Annotated in this window: 13 protein-coding genes; 10 read left to right on the top strand and 3 right to left on the bottom strand. The window is 54.7% G+C overall.

The genetic code is table 11. From position 1 onward, the window contains the following. Positions 1-719 precede the first annotated feature (719 nt). Positions 720-3,026, bottom strand: a complete 2,307-nt coding sequence (locus JT718_RS17595) for a S46 family peptidase (protein ID WP_205504102.1) — start codon at positions 3,024-3,026, stop codon at positions 720-722. A 66-nt stretch (positions 3,027-3,092) separates the two neighbouring features. Between JT718_RS17595 and yidD the strand changes: the two genes are divergently transcribed. The 3 genes from yidD to JT718_RS17580 all read left to right on the top strand — a co-directional run bounded on the left by yidD (position 3,093) and on the right by JT718_RS17580 (position 4,699). After that, a complete protein-coding gene (yidD, locus tag JT718_RS17590) occupies positions 3,093-3,323 on the top strand; it encodes a membrane protein insertion efficiency factor YidD (protein ID WP_205504101.1) in 231 nt (76 codons plus the stop codon). 198 nt (positions 3,324-3,521) lie between these two features. Beyond that, positions 3,522-4,265: a DUF4184 family protein gene (locus tag JT718_RS17585; protein ID WP_205504100.1), complete on the top strand. Its 744-nt coding sequence runs from the start codon at positions 3,522-3,524 to the stop codon at positions 4,263-4,265. Continuing rightward, on the top strand, positions 4,262-4,699 hold the full coding sequence (locus tag JT718_RS17580) for a nucleoside deaminase (RefSeq protein WP_205504099.1): 438 nt from the start codon (positions 4,262-4,264) through the stop codon (positions 4,697-4,699). The genes JT718_RS17585 and JT718_RS17580 overlap by 4 nt, the downstream gene beginning before the upstream one ends. 370 nt (positions 4,700-5,069) lie before the next feature. Here JT718_RS17580 and JT718_RS17575 read toward each other — a convergent pair whose 3' ends face one another. Beyond that, entirely contained in the window at positions 5,070-7,136 is a 2,067-nt protein-coding gene (locus JT718_RS17575) for a tetratricopeptide repeat protein (RefSeq protein ID WP_205504098.1), read from the bottom strand. A gap of 430 nt (positions 7,137-7,566) precedes the next feature. On the opposite strand from JT718_RS17575, the gene msrB reads away from it, so the two are divergent. Continuing rightward, complete coding sequence (msrB, locus tag JT718_RS17570) at positions 7,567-8,154, top strand: peptide-methionine (R)-S-oxide reductase MsrB (RefSeq protein WP_205504097.1); 588 nt, start codon at positions 7,567-7,569, stop codon at positions 8,152-8,154. Between the two features lie 211 nt (positions 8,155-8,365). After that, entirely contained in the window at positions 8,366-9,202 is an 837-nt protein-coding gene (locus JT718_RS17565; RefSeq protein ID WP_205504096.1) for a hypothetical protein, read from the top strand. A 108-nt stretch (positions 9,203-9,310) separates the two neighbouring features. Here JT718_RS17565 and lgt read toward each other — a convergent pair whose 3' ends face one another. Then, entirely contained in the window at positions 9,311-10,141 is an 831-nt protein-coding gene (lgt, locus tag JT718_RS17560) for a prolipoprotein diacylglyceryl transferase (RefSeq protein WP_205504095.1), read from the bottom strand. A gap of 196 nt (positions 10,142-10,337) precedes the next feature. Here lgt and JT718_RS17555 point away from each other — a divergent pair, with 196 nt between their 5' ends. The 5 genes from JT718_RS17555 to JT718_RS17535 all read left to right on the top strand — a co-directional run bounded on the left by JT718_RS17555 (position 10,338) and on the right by JT718_RS17535 (position 18,694). Further along, a complete protein-coding gene (locus JT718_RS17555) occupies positions 10,338-11,351 on the top strand; it encodes an NAD(P)/FAD-dependent oxidoreductase (protein ID WP_205504094.1) in 1,014 nt (337 codons plus the stop codon). 3 nt (positions 11,352-11,354) lie between these two features. After that, a complete protein-coding gene (locus tag JT718_RS17550) occupies positions 11,355-11,681 on the top strand; it encodes a 2Fe-2S iron-sulfur cluster-binding protein (RefSeq protein WP_205504093.1) in 327 nt (108 codons plus the stop codon). A 404-nt stretch (positions 11,682-12,085) separates the two neighbouring features. After that, positions 12,086-14,617: a TonB-dependent receptor gene (locus tag JT718_RS17545; RefSeq protein WP_205504092.1), complete on the top strand. Its 2,532-nt coding sequence runs from the start codon at positions 12,086-12,088 to the stop codon at positions 14,615-14,617. Positions 14,618-14,922: 305 nt separating this feature from the next. Beyond that, positions 14,923-15,840: a carboxypeptidase-like regulatory domain-containing protein gene (locus JT718_RS17540; RefSeq protein ID WP_205504091.1), complete on the top strand. Its 918-nt coding sequence runs from the start codon at positions 14,923-14,925 to the stop codon at positions 15,838-15,840. Between the two features lie 406 nt (positions 15,841-16,246). Next, the gene (locus JT718_RS17535; RefSeq protein WP_205504090.1) at positions 16,247-18,694 is read left to right on the top strand and encodes a TonB-dependent receptor domain-containing protein; all 2,448 of its coding nucleotides are present in this window, start codon (positions 16,247-16,249) and stop codon (positions 18,692-18,694) included. Positions 18,695-19,047 lie beyond the last annotated feature (353 nt).

The raw sequence follows: 19,047 nt of genomic DNA, 5'->3' as shown, positions 1-19,047 counted from the left end.
AATAATTTCATTACTCTCAAGGGTTGGTTCAGATACTCGCGGGTTTAATGCTGGCTGTGTCTGAAAAATGGCGGGGCAGTACCGTTTTGGGGCTGCTTTTGGGAAAGTAGCCCCAAAACGCCGGCCTACCATAGGCAATGGCGGCAGAGATCAGCCGAGGGAAACCGGATGAAAAAGCTCCGGGAGCATTTTTCAGACACAGCCTAAAGTCCTTGGACATAGAAGTGCTAAAAATAACTTCTAAAGCTCCGCATCTCACTTGCTCAAAAGACCTCGGAGTGTCTTCCAGACCTGCGAGTGTCTGTGCCAATAGCCGTTCAACCATGGAAACGCTACTAGGTGCATCGCTTATCCGGCAAGGGCTTAAGAAGCTGTTTATTGCTATGCGCACAGATATAGTGCATTCTTGAAGGCACGGAAGTAACTTCCGCGCCATAGATTAACTTCCGCGCCATAAATTGCCATTGATTTTCAGCAATGCGGGATGCCGCGACAAGGAAGTGAGGGCGTTTGGCTGAAGAAGGCTACCCTCAACTGCAGAAACGAGTCTGAAACTTGCGCCAACTGTACATCAGGGCTTTTGTCCATCATGCATGTTCCTGCTCCTAACTCAATCCTGAAAATTGACCTAATCCAGAAAATCCTGCTCAATGAAAAAAACGCCCAGAGAACCTCCGGGCGTTTTGGGTTTGTTTCTTAGAAAAGGGGCCTGAAACAGGTTAGCGCTTCTGTTTCTTAGTCTCTTTCTTGATCTTGGTCTCGTTGCGCTTCTTCTTGATTTTGATCTCGGAGTCGGCGGTCTCAATCTCCATCTTGCCGTCCATCTTCACATCGTTCAGAGACGGGTTGAAGGTGGTGTTGGGGTTGCCGTTGTCTACCAGGGTCATCTCGTTGACCAGGTGGCCGGCACCGGCAAATTTGTCCATGATGAAGAGCACGTACTTGATGTCTACGTTGATGCAGCGCTTGTACTCGGGGTCAAACACCAGGTCGCCGGTCATGGCTTCCCAGTTGCCGTCAAAGGCAAGGCCAATCAACTCGCCGCGGCCGTTGATCACCGGCGAGCCGGAGTTACCGCCCGTGATGTCATTGTTGGTGATGAAGCCCACGCGCAGTTCGCCGTTCTGGCCGTAGCGGCCGTAGTCTTTCTGGCGGTACAGTTCCATGAGTTTAGCGGGCACAATGAACTCTGGGTTGGTAGGGTCTTCCTTCTCGGCCAGGCCATCCATGGTCGTGTAGTATTTGTACTCTACGCCGTCGCGGGGCTCGTAGCCCTTCACGGTACCGTAGGTGAGGCGCAGGGTGGAGTTGGCATCTGGGTAGAACACCTTGTTAGGCTGCATTTCGCGCAGACCGGCCACGTACAGGCGGTTGGCCCTACCCAAGGCGGCGTTGTACTCGTTCAGCTTGGGCAGGATGTTGTCCTGGTAGTTGGTTTGTACGGCGCGCATGAACTTGAACGCCGGGTCTGTTTCCAGGGCCTTAAGCGTAGGATTGGCCAAAAACGCGTTGGCCTTAACTTCAGAAGCCAGCAGTGATTTGCTGTACACATCGGCGGCCCACTTCTTAAAGTCACCTTTGTAGGTAGTCGTCAGGTCTTTGAAGATGTCGGCGTGCTGCGCCTTGGGTACATCTTGGTAGTACATCTGCATCAGCTCGGCGAAGATCTTCTGGTCGGCCGACGGCACGTAGCTGGCGTAGAACTCTTTGTTCATGTCTTTGTAAGCCGTTACCATTTCCTGCAGCCTGGCTTTGTCGGCGTTGCCGGCTTTGAGCAGGCTGTACAGCGGCGAGTACTGGTACGCGTGCGCGATGAGCTGGGGCGCCAGGGCGGCCTCGGTGCGGTAAATGGCCGACAGGTTGTAGGTGCGCTGCCCGGCGTAAGAGGCGTTGATGTCCGCTAAGGCAGAGCCGTAAAGGGCTTTGCGGTCGGCGTTGGCATCGGCCCAGGCCTGGAAGGCTTTCTCCTCGGCGGCTTTCTTGTCCAGGGTTTTCATGCGCTTAATGCCCGCATTCTGCCCGATGAAGTATTTGTAGTAGTTGCTGATGCTGGCGTAGTTAGAGGCCAGTTTCAGGCGGTCGGCGGCGGAGGCATCCATGGCTTCTTTCATGAGGGCCAGGCGGCGCTCGCGCAGCTTGATACGCACGGGGTTAGACTGCTCCACAGCCATGCTCAGGCCAGAACCGGCCATAAAACGCGTGGTACGGCCCGGGAACCCGAACACCATGGAGAAATCGCCCTCTTTCACGGGGCTCATGGAAATGGGCAGGTGGTGCTTAGGACGGTAGGGTACGTTCTTCTCAGAGTAAGCGGCCGGTTTGCCGTCTGGGCTCATGTACACCCGGAACATGGAGAAGTCGCCGGTCTGGCGCGGCCACATCCAGTTGTCAGTATCGCCCCCGAATTTACCAACGCTCTCGGGCGGGGTGCCCACCAGGCGCACATCAGAGAAACGCTCGTACACAAACAGGTAATACTCGTTGCCGTTGAAAAAATCGCGCACGTAGCTCACGTACTGGCCGTTGTTCTTGGCCGCATCGGCCAGGGTTTTGGTGCGCTCGGCCACCAGTTTGCTGCGCTCCTGCTCGGGGGTCTGCGGCGTAATGCCCTGCAACACCTGGCCGGTCACGTCTTCCATGCGCACCAGGATGTCTACGAACAGGCCTTCGTTTTTCTTTTCCTGCTCGCGGGTCATGGCCCACCAGCCGTTCTTCAGGATGTCGTCCTGCGGGGTGGAGTTGTTGGCGATGGCGTCATAACCACAGTGGTGGTTGGTGAGCAGCAAGCCTTCTTTGGAGATGAACTCACCGGTACAGAAGCCGCCAAACTGCACGATGGCGTCTTTGAGGCTGGCGTTGTTCACGTTGTAAATTTCCTCGGCGGTTAATTGCAGGCCTTGTTTCTGCATGTCCACGTGGTTCAGCCGCTTGATGAGCAGCGGAAGCCACATGCCCTCATCGGCGCGGACGTTCAGAGACACGCCCAAACACCCCAGAAGGAGTAAACTATAAACTTTTTTAAGCATAACTTGTGTTAGTTAGAAACCGCAAAGGTAAGGATTTGTAGCCTTTTTTCCCGAACTAGCGCTAAAATGCAGGCAATCAACTGGCTTTTCAGGTTTCTTTTTCTGGGCATGGTGTGGGTGTACCGCTACATGATCTCGCCGCTCACGCCCGGCAACTGCCGCTACACGCCCACCTGCTCGGCCTACGCGCACCAGGCTATTGTGAAGTACGGTCCGTTCAAAGGCGGTTGGCTGGCCCTGAAACGCATTGGCCGCTGCCACCCCTGGGGCGGGCACGGATACGACCCGGTACCGTAATCCTCACCCCTCCTCTTGCTGGAGCACGGAGGAAACTTCTGGCGTTTTAAGGCTAATTTCTGTAAACTAGCCCCTAAACGGACGGACCAGGACAAACCAGCGCCGGCCTGCCGAGTGTTTGCCTGGCTGCCCCTGTTTTACCGGCCCCGTATCAATTTGCGCTGCCCCGCCGTTAAGAGGACTTAAGCCTTCGCCTCCATGCCGTTCACGTTCTCCCATCCGGCCATTGTGCTGCCCTTCATTCCCCTGCCCCACCGCTGGCGTTCGGCCACCGGCCTCATTGTGGGCAGCATGGCCCCCGATTTTGAGAAGTTCCTCCGCATGAGCCTGCATGACCCGTACAGCCACACCTGGCCGGGCATTTTCTATTTTAACCTGCCCATGGGCCTGCTGCTCTGTTTTGTTTTCCACCTGGTGGTGCGCGACACGCTCATTGACCACTTGCCGCGCTTTCTGCGGCAGCGGTTTAACCGGTACAAGCGGTTCAACTGGAAGCTCCACTTCAAGCGGCAGTACGGGGTGGTGCTGCTGTCTTTGCTGGTGGGCATTGTCTCGCACCTGGCCTGGGATTCGTTCACGCACAGTGATGGCCTTGGCGTGCGGCTGTTCCCGTTCCTGCTGAACGAGGTGCTGCCCGAGCCGTTTACCAGACCTTTGTACTCCCTGCTGCAACAGGTCTTGTCTGCCCTGGGTGGGTACATCATGGTGCTCTTTATCTTCATGTTGCCCAAGGAAAAGCAGGAGGCCCCCCCTAGGAGCATTTTGGGATATTGGGTGCTTTGGACGGTGCTGGTAGTGATAGTGGTGGCGCTGTGGTTTGTGGCCGGCGGCAAACAGAACCGCTACTACATTTTTGTGGCGGCCATCTCGGCGGGGTTGCTTAGCTTGATTATTCTTCCGTATTTGTTCAGGATCAAAAACACCCTTAGACTGAGAGCATGAATGAATTTTTGCAAGCTGCGCTGGAAGAAGCCCGCAGGGGCTATGAAGAAGGAGGCATTCCCATTGGGTCTGTGCTGGTACACAACGGCAAGATCATAGGCCGGGGCCACAACAAACGGGTGCAGGAAGGCAGCGCCATTCTGCACGGCGAGATGGATGCGCTGGAGAACGCCGGCCGGCAACCCGCCCAGGTGTACCGCGAGTGCACCATGTACACCACCCTGTCGCCTTGTTCCATGTGCTCGGGCACCATTTTGCTGTACGGCATCCCCCGGGTGGTGATAGGCGAGAACAAATCGTTCATGGGCGAGGAAGAGCTGCTGCGCTCTCGTGGCGTGGACGTGACCGTGGAAGATAACCCCGAGTGCTACGCGCTCATGCAGAAGTTCATGGCCGAGCAACCCACCGTCTGGAATGAAGATATTGGGGTATAGGTTTTAAGCCTGTTTTTCAAAATTCGGCCCAAAAAAAGCAAGTGGCAGTCTGTACGTGTGCAGGCTGCCACTTGCTTTTTGGGCCTGGTCTAGGTCCTCTATCAATGACCTCTGCCCGCCCTTATGCCTTCGTGGCTTATGCCCTTTGCAAAAAATTCCCCCGGCGCCAGAAATAGCACCAAGTCTCTGCGGGGCCTTGCACCGAAAGAACTCAGGCTGGGTGGTGAGAATCCGGGCTAGGATGGTTGGTATGGGTAGGAGATTGTTATGACAGCCCAACCTTCTTGAGGAAAGGGATTTTAAAGCAAAAAGCCCTGCCAATACTACTTGGCAGGGCTTTCTGGATGCAATCACTGGTTGCAGAAGCAGGTTAGTTGCAGGTGGTTCTGCCTGTCATTTGCTTTAAAACCTGGCGGTTGGCATCTGCCCTTTTCTGCCATTCTGCTCTGTTGGCCGGGCTACAGTTACGGGCCATACAGTCATAGTAGGCAATCATGGCGCAGACAGAATTTACCTGCGCATCTTCGCCGTTGACGGTCATTGTCTTGTATTTATTGGCCACGGGGTCATTGGAACAACCGCAGTCATTGGCCTCGCCGGCGGCACCGGGGCTGCTGCTTTTTGCAGCGGCTGAATTTCCTCCCAACGGATTAGACAGGTTGCCGTTGGCCGCGTTCATGGTGGTGAGGGTAGAGTGCAGGGCACCGGCTTCGCCATCGGTGAGCACGTCGGCTACCAGGGCGGCGCCCAGGCCGGTGGCATCCTCGGCGCTCATGCCCAGGTCTACGGCTTTGGTGAGGGCCAAAGCCCCACCGGCCAGCGCCAGAGTTTTGCCCAGGATTTTGCCCGAGTTCTGACGTTTTTCGGCTTTGGCCAGTTCCTCTTCCTTCAGGCGTTGGGCGGCCAGGGCCTGGGCCTGCTGTTTTTCCTGGGCCAGTTTTTCCTGCTCGGCTTTTACTTTGGCCAGGTACGCGGCATCGTTGCGCTCACCGTCTGTAAACTCCGCGGCTTCCTTTTTCCCAGCCTGGAGTAAGAAGCCTTTGCCGTGGGGTTTGCCGTCTTTGAAGGAGCCTTCGTAGCCATTGCCTTCCTTGCTCAGGTATTTGCCCAAGCCTTTGGGGGTTCCGTTCACCACTTCTCCCTCATAGGTGCTGCCGTCTGTGTACACCCATTTGCCTTTGCCCTGGGGCTTGTTGCCCACAAACTTGCCGCTAAACACATCGCCGCCGGCGTAGGTCATTTTCCCGGTTCCGCTGATGGTGCCGTTGCTGAAGGCGCCGGAGTAAGTCCAGCCGTCAGACACGTTGGTGAGCGTACCAGATACCAGGGTACCGTTTACAAATGTACCATTAGACACCTCGTAGAGGTAGTCCTTGCTCAGGGCCTTCCCTTTGCCTTCGGCCAGGCCGGCCTTTATGCCGCCCCAGTAATACCAGCTGCCTGCGCCATACGCTTTCACTTTCACCTTTTGCTGGGCGGCTTTTTCCAGGTTGCTGATCCAGGAAGAGAGCTGAGCCTTTGACATTTTAAGGGTGGCATTCTCACAGTCGGCCACGGGCTTCAGGGTTTCTTTGGCCTTGCCCAGTTCATTGTTGAGGGCCTGCATGTAGGCAAAGGTGATCTGGTTGCTGCAGTCTTCAGACAGAATGGCGGCACGGTTGGCCCAGAGTTTGGCCTGTTCCAGAATGGCCGGATCATACAGTTTGTTCAGGATGACCAGGTTGGCTTGCTGCTGGTACACCTGCCATTTGGTAGACTCGGGCGCATTCTCCACGGCGTCTTTGAAAATGGCCAGGGCCTCTTCTTCCTTGCCCAGGCGGTACTTGCACACGGCCAGCATAGACTGGTACTTGGCCTTGGCTACCGGGTCAGCTTCCAGCCCGATGGCTTTCTCCAAAGATCCCACGGCCTCTTCATACCCGCGCTCATAGATGGCCAATTGCGCCTGAAACACCAGCGCCTCGGCATTCTTGGGGTCTACTTCCACGGCTTTGGCCACCAACAGTTCGGCTTTGTCCTGGTTGCCGCCGCGGTCTAACTCAGACAGATGGCGGGACCACTGCTCATAGGCTTTGCTCTTGAGCGGCACATGGGCGGCGGTGGCCAGCAGTTGCAGGTCTTTGATGGCGGTAGGTAAATCTTTCTGGGCTTCACGGGCTTTGGCGCGGTACAAGAGGGCCGTGAGCACGGCCTCGGGCGTTTTGGGCGGAAGCGCCTCTTTGCTGTTCACCTTTGACACGGCGTAGCTTAGCTGTTCCACCGCCTGGGGCATACGGCCCAGCTGGTACTCGCAGATTCCCTTCAGCGAGAAAATCTCAAGGTCATCTTTGCCTTTGCTCACGTCAAGGGCGGTGTTGAGGTGTTTCAGCGCCTCCTCGTACTGGTTCTTTTCCATGAGCTCCTGGGCGGCGTTCACCTCCCGGGAAGCTTTGGTCAATAAGAGTTTTTGGCCGTTGAATACTTTCTGGCCCAGCACCGGCTGAAAAGCCAGGCTCAGTAATAAAATGAATAAGAAACTCAGCTCCCTGCCTCTTAGTTCTTGCCTGCGTTGGTCCGTAGGCATTCCATCTGCACACATACTGCTTGTAAAAAGTAATGAAAGGTTTATATTAAAAAAGATTGAACATTCGTTTCTTGGGTAGCATCTGCCTGTTAATTATCCCGTTTAGCAGAAAGCCACAGCGCTCAAAAATTCAGAAAGTTAAGGAGATTATTCGCCCGGCACAACACTTGCCGGCAGGTATGGCCGCTGTCGCCTGGTTTTGGGCAAGGCAGCTTACACCCGGTTGCCCAAAGCGCGGAAAACCTTTCAAAGGCCTGGTTTGTTGAGAGAATACCACCTAAGGGCAAATTGCCCGTTCAAAGACATGCGAGTTTTTCTATACCTGCTCATTCTGGCGCTCCCCTTCTTCAGCTGCCAACGCGCAACCGATACCTCCGGAAATCCGGCCAGCCCTCCGGCGGAGGCTTTTACCCAAGTAGCCGCCCTGCCGCAGCAGGCCTCCGCGCAGAACACCAGGCACCCCTACTACTCCCGCGCTGATACCACCAAACTCAACGTCTCAGACGCGGAATGGAAAAAGGTTTTGTCTCCTGCCCTGTACCACGTGGCGCGCGAGAAAGGCACCGAGCGCGCTTTCACCGGCAAACTCTGGAACTACACAGGCCTGGGCACCTACTATTGCGCCGCCTGCGGCAATGCCCTGTTTAAATCAGACGCCAAGTTTGAGACCGACTGCGGCTGGCCCAGTTTCTTTGAAACCATGCGCAAAACGGCAGTGAAATATGAAGAAGACCACTCGCACGGCATGGACCGCATAGAAGTGCTCTGCGGCCGCTGTGACGCGCACCTGGGCCACTTGTTCGATGATGGCCCCGCCCCCACTTACCAGCGCTACTGCATGAACTCCGTCTCGCTGGACTTTGTGCCCAACGCCGGCTTACAGGTGAACTAAGCCACGCTGCTCTGCACCATCAACAAAAGGCCTTGCCCGCTGTACCGGGCAAGGCCTTTCTTGTTTTTCACCCGTTTTGGCAAAAAGCGTTCTAAAACAGACACCCCGTTTTTCCTAGCCAAACGGGTAAACCTGGGCAAGGCGGCTCCGTTATACTTAAGCTTGTAAGGCCCGGGTGGCTTTGTTTCACGTTATTATCCCCCATTTTAGAATGAAGCAGTCAAGCGTTTTCAAAACCTGTTATCTCCTTTTACCAATCCTTATTCTGTTCAGCAGCTTTCAGCCGGTGTACGCGCCGGCGGGCAACCTATCGCGCCTGGCCAAACTGCCCAGGGCGGTGGTGGAGAGTTCGGGTCTGGAACTGGCCGATGCCCCCCACACTTACTGGACGCACAATGACGCGGGCAATGCCCCGGTCCTGTACCAGATCAATGAACAGGGCAAATTATTGAAAGAGGTGACCGTGCCCAACGCCTCCAACACCGATTGGGAAGACCTCACCAAAGACAACGCAGGTTACCTGTACATTGGCGACATGGGCAACAACAGCAACAAGCGCAAAGACCTCAAGATCTACAAGGTAGCCCTGAAGGGCGGCGTAAAGACCCAGGAGATCAAATTCACCTATGAAGACCTGCCCGCTGGCAAAATAGCCAAGGAAGACCGCAACTTTGACTGCGAAGCGTTCTTTTGGCACGGCGGCAAACTGTACCTGATCTCCAAAGACCGGGGTGCCTCGCGCTACGCCAAGCTCTACGCGCTCCCCGATGATGCCGGCACCCACACCGCCCGGCTGGTGACCAAAAAAGAGCTGCCCGGCATGGTCACCTCAGCCGACCTCAGCCCGGATGGGCGCCGGCTGGCGGTACTTACCTACGGAAAGCTTTACCTGTTTCCCGTATCCAAGGGTTCTACCCAATTCCTGGCGCAGCAGCCCCAGGTGCTGGATTTACCCCAAAGCGGACAGGTAGAGGCCGTGCTTTTCAAAGACAACCGCCACCTGCTCATCACCAATGAGGAAGGTACCCTGTTCAAATACACGTTGTAAGAACTTCCTGCCGGAATTCAGTTGCGCAAAAAGCGGAGAGGGCCAGCAGGTATGTCTGCTGGCCCTCTCCGTTTTAAGGCTATTTTCTGGAAAAGGGGCGTAAAACCGCTACCCGCTCACCGGCCGGCTGGGTTGTTTGGGTTGTTTCATGGCGTAGAACAGTACGGCAATGCCCACCAGCACCAGCGGAATGCTCAGCCATTGGCCCATGTTCAGCGGAAGGGCATTCTCAAACTCCTCCTGGTTTTCCTTCAGGAACTCCACCAGGAAACGGAACGAGAACAGCAAGGTCACAAACAGCCCGAACAGCAGCCCGCGGACTTGCCCGGCCCCGCGCTTCCAGAGGAAGTACAGCAGCACAAACAGGAAGATGCAGAAAAGGCTTTCGTAGAGCTGCGTGGGGTGGCGTGGGTCTGCGTAAGCCGGCACTCCGTTGAACAGCTCGCCGTTGCGCACGAACTTAAACGCCCAGGGCACATCGGTGGGCCGGCCAATAATTTCAGAGTTCATCAGGTTCCCTAGCCGGATACATGCTCCCCCCAGGGCGGTCACAATCACAATGCGGTCCAGCACCCAGAGGTAATCAAACTTGTGTTTGCGGCAGAACAGGTAGAGGGCCACCAGAATACCAATGGTACCACCGTGGCTGGCCAAGCCACCTTCCCAGATCTTGAAAATCTCCAGCGGATTAGATAGGTAATACACCGGGTCATAGAACAGGCAGTGGCCCAGGCGTGCGCCAATCACGGTGCCAATGATCATATACATGGTGAGCACGTCCACGTCTTCGTCTTTGCGGCCGTCTTTGCGGTAGATGTATTTCTCAATGGGTTGGGTAAGCACAAAGGCCAGGGCAAACAGTAGACCGTACCAGCGCACGGTCACCGGCCCCAGCGAAAAAATATCGGGCGAAACATCCCAGGTAATGAAGTTCAGCATGCAATCAATGGTTAGTGGGGCTAAAATTACAATTTAATCTATGAGCGGCAAGAATCAGTTCTGCTTCTGAGGAAACACTTTAGCCGAAAATGATGTTACTTTGTGGGCGCAAACCTGAAAGTAAACCGTTTGTGCTAGACTTTACGGCAGCCAAGGGAGACGCCCGCACCTGCCTGTTTGAACTACTATACCTTATATGTCAACTGTAACTACTGATATCTGTATCATCGGCGCCGGTCCGGTGGGGCTATTCGCGGTGTTTGAGGCGGGCCTTCTGAAGATGAAGTGCCACGTGGTAGACGCCCTGCCCCAGGTGGGCGGCCAGCTTTCTGAGATTTACCCCAAAAAACCCATCTACGACATCCCCGGGTTTCCTTCCATCCTGGCGGGCGACCTGATCAAAAACCAGATGGAGCAGATTGCCCCCTTCCACCCAACTTTCACCCTGGGTGAGCGCGTGGAGGACCTGGAGAAGCTGGAAGACGGTTCTTTCCGCCTGGTGACCTCAGAGGGCACCGAGATCTACTGCAGGGTGGTGGTGATTGCCGGCGGCTTGGGTTCGTTTGAGCCCCGCAAACCCGCCATTGACAACCTGGCCAACTTTGAAGGCGGCAAAGGCGTGAACTACATGATCCTGGACCCAGAGCACTTCCGCGACAAGCGCGTGGTCCTGGCCGGCGGCGGAGACTCTGCCCTGGACTGGGCCATTTACCTGGCCGATGTGGCAAAGGAACTGACCCTGGTGCACCGCGGCACCACCTTTAGAGGCGCGCCGGAATCGGCGGCCAAGGTGTCTAGCCTGGCTGAAGAGGGTCACATGCGCCTGCTCCTGAAGTCTAACGTGACCGAGGTACACGGCAACGGCAAACTGGATGCGGTGACCGTCATGCCAGACGGCGCTGACGCGTACCAGATAGAGACAGATTACTTCATTCCGCTTTTCGGGTTGGTGCCTAAGCTGGGCCCGCTGGAGAACTGGGGACTGGAGTTGGAGAAATCGGCCATTGTGGTGAACACTGTAGATTACAGCACCAACATACCGGGCGTGTACGCCATTGGCGACATTAACACTTACCCGGGTAAACTGAAGCTGATCTTGTGCGGCTACCATGAGGCGGCCCTGATGGCGCAGAGCGCGTACTCCGTCATCAACCCAGACAAGAAATTCGTTCTGAAATACACTACCGTAAACGGAGTGCCAACCCTGTAACCCATGCAAGAAGACATCACCGTTTACGTGGAAACCCCCGCTGGCGAGCGCATCTCGGTTCCGGCCCCTACAGACATGGGCCTGAGCCTGATGGAGGTTTTGAAGGCCAGTGAGTTTAACGTACAGGCCACCTGCGGCGGCATGGCGCTTTGTGCCACTTGCCACATTCAACTGGTGGAAGCCCCGGAGCTGCCCGAGCCCTCTGATGACGAGCTCTACACCCTGGAGAACTTACCCAACCCCACCAGCACCAGCCGTCTTTCTTGCCAGATCAAGGTCACCCCAGAACTAGACGGCACCGTTCTACGCGTGATGGCCGACTTTGAGTAAGCTTCTTGCTCTAGCATAGCACTAAATCCCGGTAGTTACTTCTTCTAGTAGCTGCCGGGATTTTTGTTTTAGGTCTGTTTTCAGGAAAACAAGCCTAAAACCTCCTGCTTCGGTATTAGCTTTTCTTCCCACCTATCCTTGCTTGCTGGTAACGGTGCCTCTTTGGTTTAGCCCGCCAGCATAATCAATTCTCTCGCGCATAGAGGCCAATGGCCGGCGCTTTAGTTAAGGTTATGTTAAAAGCGGCCTTTTTCTGCGGCGGCCTGTAATATTCCCCCTCCCCCGCATACTAATGCCACAACTGTGAAGCACCAGAAAGGGCGCGCGGGGTTCAGCCGGCATTGTTCCGCAGCCTCTTCTGCTTACCGGTTTTAACAAGCACTTTTTCTACCTATAACACCTTTATGAAAAAACTTCTGCTCTTAACCATGTTAAGCTGCGCCACTTCTGCCCCCCTGTGGGCGCAGAACCCAGTAAATGCCCCTCGTCCACAGGCCGCTCCCGCCGGGGCTGCCCCTGCCGTACAGGCGCCACAGGGCGCCGGCAGAATTACCGGCACGGTGGTAGACGCTGAAAGCTCTAAGCCGGTAGAGTACGCTACCATTGCCCTCATCAACGCGGCCAACGGCAAAACCGTTGACGGCACCGTGACCGATGACAAAGGCCGTTTCACCCTGGCCCGGGTGGCCAACGGCACCTACACCCTCCACATCAGCTTTATCGGTTACGAAACCAGGGAGCTAAAGCAGATCACCATCTCGGCGGCCGACCAGACTGCGAACCTGAACCGTGTCACGCTCACCCCGGCCCACACCAAACTGCAGGAGGTAACCGTGGTAGGTGAAAAGCCCCTCATCGAGGACAAAGTAGACCGCCTGGTGTACAACGCCGAAAAAGACATCACCAACACCGGCGGTACCGCCGCCGATGTAATGCAGAAAGTACCATCGGTGGCCCTGGACCAGGACGGCAACATTCAGCTGCGCGGTTCTTCTAACGTGCGCGTGCTCATCAACGGAAAACCATCCACCGTGATGGCCGGCAGCGTGGCCGATGCCCTGAAGCAAATCCCCGCCGATGTGATCAAAAACGTGGAGGTGATCACCAGTCCCTCGGCCAAGTATGACGCCGAAGGCACGGCGGGTATCGTGAACATCGTGACCAAGAAAAATGCCCTGCAGGGCGTGACCGGCTCCACTACCTTAACGGCCGGTACCCGTGCCAGCAACGGGAACGCCAACCTGAGCATGAAGCAAGGCAAGTTTGGAGTTAGCCTGAACGCGGGCGTAAACCGGTTCTACAGCAAAGGTGCCATGAACCTCACGCAGGTCAACCAAAACCAGGATGACGAGACCAAGGAGATCTTCCAGAACACGCTGTACCAGTTGGGTACCAGCGCGGTGGATGGTATGTTCGGGTTTGGGCAACTGAGTTTGGACTACGATATCAATGAGAAAAACACCGTGTCGGCGGGTATTAGGGTGAACAGCGGCAGCTTCAAGATGCGGTCCCACCAGAATGCCACGTTTTATGAGGCGGCGCAGAACGAGGCGCAGACCGGTTTTGTGGAGCCTTCGCTCCTGGACGAGTACAAACTGTCTATGAAGAACGATAACCAGCGCCTGAGCATGGACCTGAACCTGGACTACACGCACCAGTTCAAGAAGCCCCAGCAGGAGCTTACCTTATTGGCCCTGTACAGCCAGACCGAGCAGGACAATACCGTGAACCAAAGCCGCTTTGAGTTGGAGGGGCCGCTGAGATCCCTCACCCTCAACGAGAACGAAGGGCTTAACAAAGAACTCACCTTCCAGGCCGATTACGCTCACCCCATGCCCAAGAACACCTTGCTGGAGGTAGGCGCCAAAGGCATCCTGCGCGACGTGTCCAGTGCCTCTTTGTACAACGGCCTTGACCTGAACGGCGATTTCTCCTATGACCAGAACGTGCTGGCCTCTTACCTGTCATACGGCTTTAACCTGAACAAGAAAACGGCCCTGAAGTTTGGCGGGCGCTACGAGTACACCGATGTGGCCGGTGACTTCGCCAACCCTGCCCAGGATTTCACCACCAACTATGACAACTTCATCCCCAACATCACGCTGGCGTACGACCTGAAACCCAACGTAAAACTGAGAACCACCTTCACGCAGCGCATTCAGCGGCCGCAGTTGTTCTTCCTGAACCCATACCGGCAGCAGCAAGGGCCTAACTTAGTAGTTTATGGTAACCCACGCCTGGATGCCGAGCTGACCGATGCCTATGAGCTGAACTACAGCACCTTCTTCAAGACTACCTCGCTCAACGTGTCGGCGTACATGCGCATCACGGATAACGCCATTGAGTCTGTTTCTGACGTGATCAATGACACCACCTTTGTGACTTTCAACAACATTGCCAAGAACAAAACCTACGGCATGAGCTTCTCGGGCTCTACCAAGCCCATTCCGGCCTGGAACGTGAACGGGAACGTGAACGTGTACTTCGTGGACTTGAACTCGCCCACCGCCTCCAACTCCGGCTGGATGTACAACATCAACCTGAGCTCAGGCTACACCTTCGGGAAAGGCTACAGCGCCCAGTTCTCCGGCGGGTTCAATTCGCCCAGGGTAACGCTGCAAGGCAAGTTCTCTTCCTTCTCTTACCACAACCTGGCCATCAGAAAAGAGCTGTTTGAGAAAAAAGGCGCCCTGAGCCTGGGCATGGACAACCCGTTCAGGCAGGCGCTTAAGTTTGACAACCGCCTGGAAGGCAAAAACCAGGCCGCCCCGTACCTGCCGTTCAGCACCAGAACGCTGGTGACGCAGTATAACCGCGGCTTTAGGTTAACGTTTGAATACCGCTTCGGGAAGATGCAGCAGCAGGGCCCGCCCCGCCGCAAGAAATCCATCCGCAACGATGACGCCAAGCAAGGCGAAAGCAACGGGGTTCAATAACCCATTTCATTGAGCCTGAAGAGCGATGGCACCTGTGCCATCGCTCTTTTTTTCCATTTCGGGCCTTCTTTTCTAGAAATAGGGCAAAATGGGGTTGCTGCTCCTTGTCTCAGTCAAATAATATTATTTAGCTATATATAATAATCCTATATCTAGTCCGTTCATACTACAAAAGCTGCTATCAGGCGGTGCCGTTTGGGTGAAGGGGTGAGTTTTCTCTTGTTCAGCGCTTTCAGGTATGGTTTATCGCTCACTCCTCATCCGGTTGCTCACTCTCTGCGCTGGTTGAGCACTTCCCCCATTTCATGAAACAGCTTATTCCCTCGCTCCTACTGGCGAGCGCCCTGGCAGGTCCGTCTCTTCCGGCGTATTCCGGGACTATCATCCACCGGAGCCAACAACAAGTCCAAACCGCTGCTATCACCGGAATTGTCCTGGAAAGCAGCACCCAGAAGCCCATTGCCTACGCCAGCGTGGGCGTGCTGGATGAATCTACCGGAACCATCTCCAACGAAGAAGGTGCTTTCTCCCTGAGTATACCCGCTGCTCATAGAAGCAAGAAAATCAGGATTTCGGCCATTGGGTATGAACCCCAGAACCTGGAGATAGAGCAACTATTGGTCACAGTTGCCGAAAGGAAAAAGCTGGAGATTTCCCTTGTTTCCAAGCCAGTGCAACTGGCCGAGGTGAAAGTGGATGGCAAACACTGGAAAAAGAAGGAATTAGGAGGCAACGCTGGGCCCTTTACCCTCTTGCATAATACCTTCACCATTATGCCTAAACCCATTCAGGAAAATCTAGGCCGTGAACACGGCATCCTCATCCCAAATGGTCCGAAGCAGTCTTTTCTAAGTAAACTGAATTTCTGCCTCTCCTCCAATCAGTTTGAGGAAGTGAAATTCAGGGTGAACATATATACTTTGCACGATGGCAAGCCTTCCCAGAACATAGCCTCCCAAGACATTATTATCTCTGTGAAAGACAAGAAAAGAGGTTGGATTCAGGCAGATTTGGAGCCTTATAACCTCTACATGAAACAGGATTTCGTCCTCTCCTTGGAATGGATTGCAGGTAGCCCTTTGGACTCATCAAAGTCCTTGACTTTAGCAGCGGCTTTGCCAGGTTTTCACACCATTTATCATAAAGACGCCAGCCAAGCCAAGTGGGATAAAATGTCTGCGGCCGGCATGGGCATGAACGTGGTTCTGCAACAAGAAAATTGAACAAAGTACCAGACCATCCAAATAGCGGTGTGCTGATTTGTGCTTACTTTTATAGAAATAAGCCTAAAACAGGAATCATCATATACTAATACTAATCATAGTGTCGCTTCTTGTCCTGTAAAGCATAGCACAGCCAGATTTTGTATTCCTTCAGATTTTATAAAAACAAAAAGGAAACAGGCTTGCGGCCATTTTGATCAGCCAGCTAGTTCAACTATAACTATCTACCAACAAACCACTTACAGCTTACCAATATTACTTATAGCAAAATCAAGAACTTACCTATTTATACCTTATAACTATTCCTAAAACAACCTTCTAAACTCTCTTCATGCGTCATCTTTTATGGCTTGCCCTTTTAGGGCTGGCAACTGTCCCCCCCGCTTGGGCGCAGACGCCCGCACCTGTGCCTACTCCGTCCCAAACCACTGCTTCGGGCGGAGGTCTCAAATTCGCCACGGGTAAAATAAGCGGTGTGGTCACAGATTCAACTACTTCCAAACCCGTGGAATTTGCCACCGTCTCTTTGGTGAGCATTGCCACCGGCAAACCCGTAGACGGCACCGTGACCGATGCCCGGGGTCGCTTCACCCTTTCCCGCGTGGCCTACGGCAGCTACTCGGTTACCGTGAGTTTCATTGGGTACGAACCGTACACCCGGCCGGCTTTTACGGTTTCTGAGAAAGACCCGGAAGTGGAACTGGGCCGAATTGTGCTCAAACCCATCCAGAACAAGCTCAAAGAAGTGACCGTGGTGGGCGAAAAGCCCCTCATTGAAGACAAGGTGGACCGCATGGTGTACAACGCCGAGCAAGACATCACCAACATTGGAGGCAACGCCTCCGATGTGCTCAAGAAAGTACCCTCACTCTCGGTGGACCTGGACGGGAACGTGCAGTTGCGGGGTTCCGCCAACGTGCGGGTGCTCATCAACAACAAGCCCTCCAGCATCATGGCCAACAGCGTGGCCGAGGCCCTGCGCCAGATTCCCTCAGACATGATCAAAAGTGTGGAAGTAATTACCAGCCCCTCGGCCAAGTACGATGCCGAAGGTACCGCCGGGATCATCAACATCATCACCAAGAAAAACACGCTGTACGGCGTGAACGGAAGCGTGGGCGGCTCCCTGGGCAGCCGCAGCGCCAACGGAAACGGGAACGTGAACATCCGCCGGGGCAAAGTAGGCTTCAACGCCAGTCTGGGTACGCACCAGCAGTACAACAACAAGAGCGAGAACGAACTGGAACGATTCATCACAGAGATTCCGGGGGCCGAGGCCTATTCCAGTACGCTGAACCAGAACGGCGATTTCAGTCGCCGGGGAGGCGGGGTTTTCGGGCAGTTGGGCTTTGATGCCGACTTGGATTCCAGCAACACCATTTCAGTGGGGATGAACCTGTACCGGGGCACCTTCCGGAACCGGGGAAATCAGTTTTCCCGCACCGTAACTAAGGACGGCACCCAGATCATTGATACAGACCTGAGCAGCCAGAACAAGAACAATTCGCTGGATCTGAACCTGGGCTACACGCACATCTTCAAGCCGCAGCAGGAGTTATCGGTGTTGGGGCAATGGACCAACGGCAAGATGAACAGCCTCTCTAACCAGGATAATTACTTGGACCAGAATGAATTTATTGACAACCTGCTGCGCAACACCAACGAGGGGTTTAACCGCGAGATGACGTTTCAGGTAGACTACACGCATCCGTTTAAAAACAAAACTTCGCTGGAAGTGGGCAGCAAGGCCATTCTGCGCCACGCGGAGAGTGATGCGATGTACCGCCGGGAGTTTCTTTCTACCGGTGTCCAGACCGAAACGCCCAACGCCTTCACCTATGACCAGGATGTGTACTCTGCCTACGCGTCTTACGGCTTCAAACTGCTCAAGAACTACAACGTGAAAAGCGGCGCCCGCTTTGAGTACACAGATCTGCAGGGAAATTACATTGCCCCGGCCCGGCCCGCTTTCACCGACAACTACAGCAATTTCATCCCCAATATCCTGGTCTCGCGCAATTTCAAAAGCCAGACCGTGCGGGCCGGTTATACCCAGCGCATTCAGCGGCCGCAGATCTGGTACCTGAACCCGTATGTGAATGAGCAGGACCCTAAAAACGTATCCTTCGGGAATCCGGAGTTAGAGCCGGAGTTGACGCACTCCTACGAACTGGGCTACAGCAATTATTTCAAGACCAGCTCCATCAACCTCTCGGTGTACTGGCGGCAGACGAATAATGCCATTGAATCGGTGCGGCGGATTGTGGGCCAGGGAGACGGTTTGCCCATTGACGAGACCACCTGGCAGAAAGAAAACGTGGCCTACACCACGTATTATAACATCGGGAAGAACGCGACCTACGGGCTGAGCCTCTCGGGCAACACCAAACCCATGCCCAAGTGGAACATCGGCGGTAGCCTGAACCTGAACTACATTAACCTGAGAAGCGTCTTGCAGAACAACGCCGCCTGGCAGTACAACGTGAACGTGAACTCGGGCTATGATTTCGGGAAAGGGCTGGCGGCCCAGTTCTTTGGCTCCTACAGCTCGCCCCGGCCTACCATCCAGGGGAAATTCTCGGGTTTCTACTACTCCAGTTTCAGTGTGCGCAAGGAGCTGTGGCAGAAAAAAGGCAGCCTGAGCCTTGGGGTAGACAATCCGTTTGCCAAGGCCATCCGGTTCAAGTCTGAGCTTTCCAACGAGACCTTTGTGCAGAACAGTTTAAGCCAGAATTACAACCGGGGCGTGCGGGTGAGTTTCTCGTACCGTTTCGGGAAAATGGAGATGAACCAACAGCCGCGGCGCAAAAAAACCATCCGGAACGATGACGCCAAAGCCGGAGAAAGCAACTAGGCTCCCCACCACTACATCAACTGAAGCACCCCCAACCGGGTGCTTCTTTTTTTGCCCTACTTTCTGGAAATCTTCCTAAAACCATGTGGCCGTAAAACCTCTCCCCTTGTTGCCGCTCCCACTTTAAGAGGCGTTCTGGAAGAACCTGCCGAAAACCACATCCAGCCTTCGCCCTTGTTGAAGTTCTCACAATTTGGAAACGACTTTTCCTCCTCCAAGACAGTTCTTGATCCAACCTTCACCCTTTCACCCTTGTTGGTGTTCTCACCAACAAGCCAGCCGCAGCCGCCCCCTGGCATACCGGTAAAAACAAGCCCCAATTAGCCGTTTCAAGCCTTTTTTCAGGAAAGTAG

It is taken from the genome of Rufibacter psychrotolerans, from assembly GCF_016924645.1.
In the GTDB taxonomy this organism is placed as follows: Bacteria; Bacteroidota; Bacteroidia; order Cytophagales; family Hymenobacteraceae; genus Nibribacter; species Nibribacter psychrotolerans.
Note: the sequence above shows the minus strand (reverse complement) of the source record. Positions and strands in the feature narration are given on the sequence as shown.

Excerpts from the sequence above, each read along its gene's own strand:
- JT718_RS17595 (WP_205504102.1), bottom strand. The coding sequence starts at position 3,026 with ATGCTTAAAAAAGTTTATAGTTTACTCCTTCTGGGGTGTTTGGGCGTG.
- lgt (WP_205504095.1), bottom strand. The coding sequence starts at position 10,141 with ATGCTGAACTTCATTACCTGGGATGTTTCGCCCGATATTTTTTCGCTG.
- yidD (WP_205504101.1), top strand. The coding sequence starts at position 3,093 with ATGCAGGCAATCAACTGGCTTTTCAGGTTTCTTTTTCTGGGCATGGTG.
- JT718_RS17585 (WP_205504100.1), top strand. The coding sequence starts at position 3,522 with ATGCCGTTCACGTTCTCCCATCCGGCCATTGTGCTGCCCTTCATTCCC.
- JT718_RS17545 (WP_205504092.1), top strand. The coding sequence starts at position 12,086 with ATGAAAAAACTTCTGCTCTTAACCATGTTAAGCTGCGCCACTTCTGCC.
- JT718_RS17555 (WP_205504094.1), top strand. The coding sequence starts at position 10,338 with ATGTCAACTGTAACTACTGATATCTGTATCATCGGCGCCGGTCCGGTG.
- JT718_RS17540 (WP_205504091.1), top strand. The coding sequence starts at position 14,923 with ATGAAACAGCTTATTCCCTCGCTCCTACTGGCGAGCGCCCTGGCAGGT.
- JT718_RS17565 (WP_205504096.1), top strand. The coding sequence starts at position 8,366 with ATGAAGCAGTCAAGCGTTTTCAAAACCTGTTATCTCCTTTTACCAATC.
- JT718_RS17580 (WP_205504099.1), top strand. The coding sequence starts at position 4,262 with ATGAATGAATTTTTGCAAGCTGCGCTGGAAGAAGCCCGCAGGGGCTAT.
- JT718_RS17550 (WP_205504093.1), top strand. The coding sequence starts at position 11,355 with ATGCAAGAAGACATCACCGTTTACGTGGAAACCCCCGCTGGCGAGCGC.
- msrB (WP_205504097.1), top strand. The coding sequence starts at position 7,567 with ATGCGAGTTTTTCTATACCTGCTCATTCTGGCGCTCCCCTTCTTCAGC.